Source organism: Caballeronia sp. EK, assembly GCF_014384845.1.
Taxonomy (GTDB): Bacteria; Pseudomonadota; Gammaproteobacteria; order Burkholderiales; family Burkholderiaceae; genus Caballeronia; species Caballeronia jiangsuensis.
In genome coordinates this window covers 1-5,099 of sequence record NZ_JACSUE010000055.1, presented here as the reverse complement: position 1 = coordinate 5,099, position 5,099 = coordinate 1, and the positions used below count along the sequence as shown (strand labels likewise).

Sequence of the window (5,099 nt, the reverse complement as noted above, 5' to 3'; positions counted from 1 at the left end):
GCTGCCGAGCTTGCGCCTGTCCGTGGGGTTCGGACCAGTTTTTTTCCCGCCGATACGGCGCGAATAGAAGAGCTGTCGACGATGGCGCGCTCCAGATCGAGTTGGCCGCGTCGGCGCAATTCGCCGAGTAACGTTTCGTGGATGCGTTGCCAGACACCGGCCTTCTGCCATGCGTCGAGTCGACGCCAGCACACGCTGCCCGAGCTCCAACCGAGTTCCTGCGGTAGCAGATTCCACGCCGTGCCCGAGCGCAGGACAAAGATGATGCCGTTGAGCACCGCTCGATCTGCAATCGGTTTGCGCCCAGCGTGGCGCCGATTGCGCGAAGGCCGAACAGGCAACAGCGATTCGATGAATGACCACAGTTCGTCGTCTATAAGTTCTTTAGTCATCGCTTCCTGCATAAGCAAACAATCCAGGAAGCTACCAACTCACAAGAAAAGTTAACAGTGCTCTATTCCTAATTCCACAACGGCTTCTTAGTCATACACCGACGGAGCGTCCGCGAGCTTGCGTCGAGATGCGGATCGTTGCCGTCTATTCCGGCGGCGAGATCGGCCAACTGCTGAGGTACTGCGCTTCAAAAGCAGCTGACCCGATTCGCGCAGATGTAGCGCAATCATGATGCGCGCTTCGTGCAAGCCCTGCACTGCCGGGACTCTTTGTAAAGCAAAAAACAAAAATCGGCAGGCCCGCACTTTGCTTTCAATGGTAGACACCCATTATTGAAACGGAGAACGCGATGCCTACGCCCCCCACACAAGCTGGAACCGCCATCCCCCGGTCCGCGCAAACTGACGACGCCATCGAATTCCTGATGGACGATCATCGCGCAGTTCAGAAGCTGTTCGATGCGTTTGAAAAAGCGAAGGACGACGATTTCGATGCGAAATCCACACTCGTCCGACGCGCTTGCGAAGAACTCACCGTTCACGCGATGATCGAGGAGGAGCTCCTGTATCCGGCCGCGCAGGAAGCGCTGGACGAAGGCGATCGGCCCGATGTCGAAGAAGCGTATGTCGAACACTATCTCGTGAAGGTGCTGATCGACAAGTTCACGACACTAAAGGCGGGCGAGCCCGGCTTCGATGCGACCTTCAGAGTGATGAGCGAGATGGTTCAACATCACATCGAAGAAGAAGAGTCGGATCTGTTCCCTAAGCTGCGAAAGTCCGGCGCCGACCTGAACGCGCTCGGCAAGAAGCTGATCCGGCGCAAGGAAGAACTAGATGCGAAGATCCCGAAGGACGCAGGCGATAACACGATGCGCCTGCATTGAACAACTTCGCCGTCAGTCACCCCCGCAGCGCGTCGAACACGCTGGCGACGCCCGGTGTGCTGACACGCTCAACCTGGCGTCGACCGCTGTCTGAACCGTACGCAACACCAAGAATGGCAACGCCGACGATCGCGAGCGCAATCACTCGGCGGTTAGCGGTATCGGCCATAGCGATCTATGGGGAGGCGGCTTAGAGCAGTCGTCGCACCTTTGGGATGAAAGTTAAGAAGCTGTTATTGATACGCTTTCCCGTGGGACAGAGCGTTTCTACACGTGCGCCTCATCCCTATCGTCATGACGCTTCACGAGCCACCTTGCGTTCACGGAAGGCATCGCTCGAAAAGCGGGCTTGGCAAAGAGATACCCCTGCATCAGCGTCACGCCGTTGTCAGCGAAAAAATTGCGTTCGGCCAAGGTCTCAATCCCCTCGGCAATTACGCGGATCTCGAGATCACGGCACATCGCCAGGACCCCACGCACGATGCTCTGTCGAACCGGATCGCTGTCTACGCCTCGCACCAGTTCCATGTCAAGTTTGATGAGATCTGGCTGGAAATCGGCGAGCAAGGTAAGCCCTGAGTAACCGGCCCCAAAGTCGTCTATTGCCGTCTGGAAGCCGAAGCGCCGGTACGCACGAAAGATGTCGACCAAGTGCCGACGACTGATGATATTTTCGCCCTCCACCGTCTCAAATATGATGCGATGACTGGAAAAATTATATTTTTCCGCGGCCTCAAGGGTGCTTCGGATGCATGCCTCTGGCTGATACACAGCGTTTGGCATAAAGATCAATGATGGGTTGAAATGCAAACGCCATTTCGATGCTCCGCTCGGGCGTACTGCGACACCCCTGGCATCGCTGCGCCCCATCAATGGATCGGGGAAGATTTTGTTCTCGGTCGATTTTAGTCATGTTGCAGTACTCAGGCAGTCGTCGGAATAAACCGGCCCATGTGTTATCGGCGGGCTCTGTCACAGGGCTTGGGGGAACAGCGCAATAAGCTTACCAATTCGCACCCGCGTTCACTTCGTCTCATGCGCTCGCTTCAATCACCCCTCCTCGGATCGGCAGCAGGTATAGGATCCTCAGTTCCGTAGCCATATTTCGCCCATTGAAGGACATCACGTGAAGCACGTTCCAATCCCGTCGAGTTCGTGATAAGCGCGGCAGAGGAACCGGGGTCTGCGAGGTGTAGAGAGGTCCGGCGACTCGACAGAGCAAGAAAAACACGGAGCACCGACGCGTCACTTGTGCCGAAAGCGGAAGGTATCCGGGCGCAAGCCTGACGCGAAGCCCTCAAGCGGCGGGATTCGGCATTTGGAGCGCCGCATCCCATTCCGCGCACCCGGAACGATTGCTGGGCTTCGTGGCTACGCGGGCGCTCTGACGCAACAGACAACGACCAGCTTGAGGTAAAAGGCGAAGCTCGGTCTTCGGCCCCATTCCGCGGTGACGCGATGATTCATTAACGATCGGGATCGGCTACGCGTGGTTTTGGCCGCGGGCATGACCGTTGCTGTAATCCTCGTAAGGGCCGTTGCAGTGTGCGACGGTCTTAGCAGTCTAACAACTGCGGCACCTTCCGCCGCCATCGCCAGCGAGATCACGCGCTGAGGCTCGCAGGAGCTCGCTGCAATCGACGTCATCGACATTCCCTCAGTTGCTGCGAAATCGATGGATCGAACACGCCCATTACGCTTGTCGAAGGCATGGGTACGACTCGTCCTCACATAGGAGCTAAAGATGTTCGTTCACAACAAACGTCTGCAATACACCGTCCGCGTCGCCGCACCTAATCCGGGCCTTGCCAATCTACTGCTCGAACAATTTGGCGGCCCACAGGGCGAGCTCGCCGCAGCGTGCCGGTATTTCACGCAGGCGGTATCGGAAGATGATCCAGGTCGCAAGGATCTCCTGTTCGATATCGCAACCGAAGAGCTTAGTCATCTCGAAATTATCGGGTCGATCGTCGCTATGCTCAATAAAGGCGCAAAGGGTCAGTTGGCCGAGGGCGTCGAACAGGAGGCGGAGCTCTACCGGTCACTTACGGGGCCGGGCAATGACTCACACGTCACCTCGATTCTGTACGGCGGTGGCCCTCCGCTGACGAACTCCGCGGGCGTGCCTTGGACCGCCGCTTACATCGATACGATCGGCGAGCCCACCGCTGACTTGCGTTCCAATATCGCCGCTGAGGCCCGCGCGAAGATCGTTTACGAACGGCTCATTAATGTCACGGACGACCCGGGCATTAAGGACGCGCTCGGCTTTCTGATGACGCGTGAGATTGCGCACCAAAAATCCTTCTAAAAAGCGCTACATTCTATTCAGCCGAACTTTCCGCAAGGCAAATTGCCGGGTGACCCGCAATTCACCAGCGTGTACTTCAACATGTCCAAAGGCGACGACGCACGGGGTCCGTGGAACGAAGGCGGCGATTGGGAGTTTGTCGAGGACCCGCAGCCCGCCGTCGACGGCGGCGACGGAACGGCTACCGTGACGGTGTCTCAAGAGGATGTGGAAACGCTGCAGGCGATGGCCTCGCGTACCGCATCCGATCCGAGCTCGGATCCGACCACCGGCGCGGACCTTGGCTCGGGCAAGGCCGCGTGACCGGAGCAGGTCGCATCTGAAGCATTGACCGCGCTTGGCGCGGTCAATGCTTCAATTCATTTCTTTGCTTATCGTGAATTAGGCTGCGGCGCTATGACTACACGCCGTGAACGCGCAAACTCTTGCCGACACTGGGCGGGCACGCGAGGCCGGGGGCGGTAACACGGGCACAAGCCGACATCGCGACCCGCGTAACGCCTACAAAAGCCGCGGCCCTGCTCATGCATTGATGTATACGCCGGCGCGCCTCGCCCGCGAGTTGGCGGCGTCAGTAGCATGGTGTTCCGATCGGTAACTGCCAATGGCGCTGCTCACGCGTCCGGGCGCGGCGTTGAGCGTCACTTCGCGGACGGCCCCTTTCGGCCTTACCTGCGCCATTGCGACGCTTGCAGCTTTATTCTCAAATTTGACAATTCCCTGAGGCCTCGTGAAACTTTTGTCCCGTCATAGCCCCACCCGTCATAGCCCCACCCGTCATAGCCCCACCGTGGGGCGCGCTCTGCCGTCAATGGCACTTGCCGCCGGTGCGCTCGCCTCGGAACCAGTACCAGGTACGAAAGGCGGAAAGGCATAGCCCACCCGTTGGTCGATTTATCGATGTAGACGGGGTACGTCTGCACTATCTCGAAAAGGGTATCGGTCCTGCCATTGTACTTCTCCATGGGAATTCCGTGACCCTCCAGGACGGGCTGTGTAGCGGCCTGTTCGATCGACTGGCCGAACGGCATCGGGTGATCGCGTTCGATCGGCCGGGCTTTGGTTATAGTGAAAGGCCGCGCGACCGACTCTGGACGTCCCTGGCGCAAGCCCGCCTTTTCCATCAAGCGTTCAACGCACTGAACCTGCAGAGTCCGGTGGTGTTAGGCCATTCGTGGGGCACGCTGGTTGCCCTTGATCTTGCGGTGGAGTTTCCCGCGAATGTGCGCGGACTGATGTTGGTCTCCGGTTACTACTATCCCAGTGCTCGACTGGACGCCGCGATTAGCGCACCGGCGGCAATCCCGCTGCTGGGCGACGCAATGCGCTATACGGTGTCTCCTGTGAGCGCGCGCCTCCTGCTGAAGCGCACAGCCGAGGCGATGTGTAAGCGTCGCGGCACGGCCGTCTTGATTCGCGCAATCAGAGACGCCAAAGTGGTTCCCACCACTTCAAGTCTGGTCTTTACCCACATCTTTGGCGGGTTGACTTGTAAACTGCGACGAGTGA

At 58.4% G+C, this 5,099-nt stretch carries 3 protein-coding genes and 3 pseudogenes; 3 read left to right on the top strand and 3 right to left on the bottom strand.

Annotated features, from left to right (window positions below; genetic code table 11):
* Nucleotides 1–392: pseudogene (locus tag IAG25_RS40825) on the bottom strand (transposase); the annotation flags it as partial.
* A 350-nt stretch (nt 393–742) separates the two neighbouring features.
* On the opposite strand from IAG25_RS40825, the gene IAG25_RS40820 reads away from it, so the two are divergent.
* Nucleotides 743–1,279 (top strand): hemerythrin domain-containing protein, encoded by a 537-nt coding sequence (locus IAG25_RS40820; protein WP_187609855.1) that lies wholly within the window; start codon nt 743–745, stop codon nt 1,277–1,279.
* Between the two features lie 16 nt (nt 1,280–1,295).
* On the opposite strand, the gene IAG25_RS40815 is transcribed toward IAG25_RS40820, so the two are convergent.
* Together IAG25_RS40815 and IAG25_RS40810 are read right to left on the bottom strand one after the other, a co-directional pair.
* Nucleotides 1,296–1,448 (bottom strand): hypothetical protein, encoded by a 153-nt coding sequence (locus IAG25_RS40815; RefSeq protein ID WP_187609854.1) that lies wholly within the window; start codon nt 1,446–1,448, stop codon nt 1,296–1,298.
* Between the two features lie 98 nt (nt 1,449–1,546).
* Nucleotides 1,547–2,074, bottom strand: a pseudogene (locus tag IAG25_RS40810) (EAL domain-containing protein); the annotation flags it as partial.
* A gap of 949 nt (nt 2,075–3,023) precedes the next feature.
* On the opposite strand from IAG25_RS40810, the pseudogene IAG25_RS40805 reads away from it, so the two are divergent.
* Together IAG25_RS40805 and IAG25_RS40800 are read left to right on the top strand one after the other, a co-directional pair.
* Nucleotides 3,024–3,893: pseudogene (locus IAG25_RS40805) on the top strand (manganese catalase family protein).
* A gap of 671 nt (nt 3,894–4,564) precedes the next feature.
* Nucleotides 4,565–5,099, top strand: a 535-nt coding sequence (locus IAG25_RS40800) for an alpha/beta fold hydrolase (RefSeq protein WP_309244031.1), incomplete at its 3' end; no start/stop codon positions are given.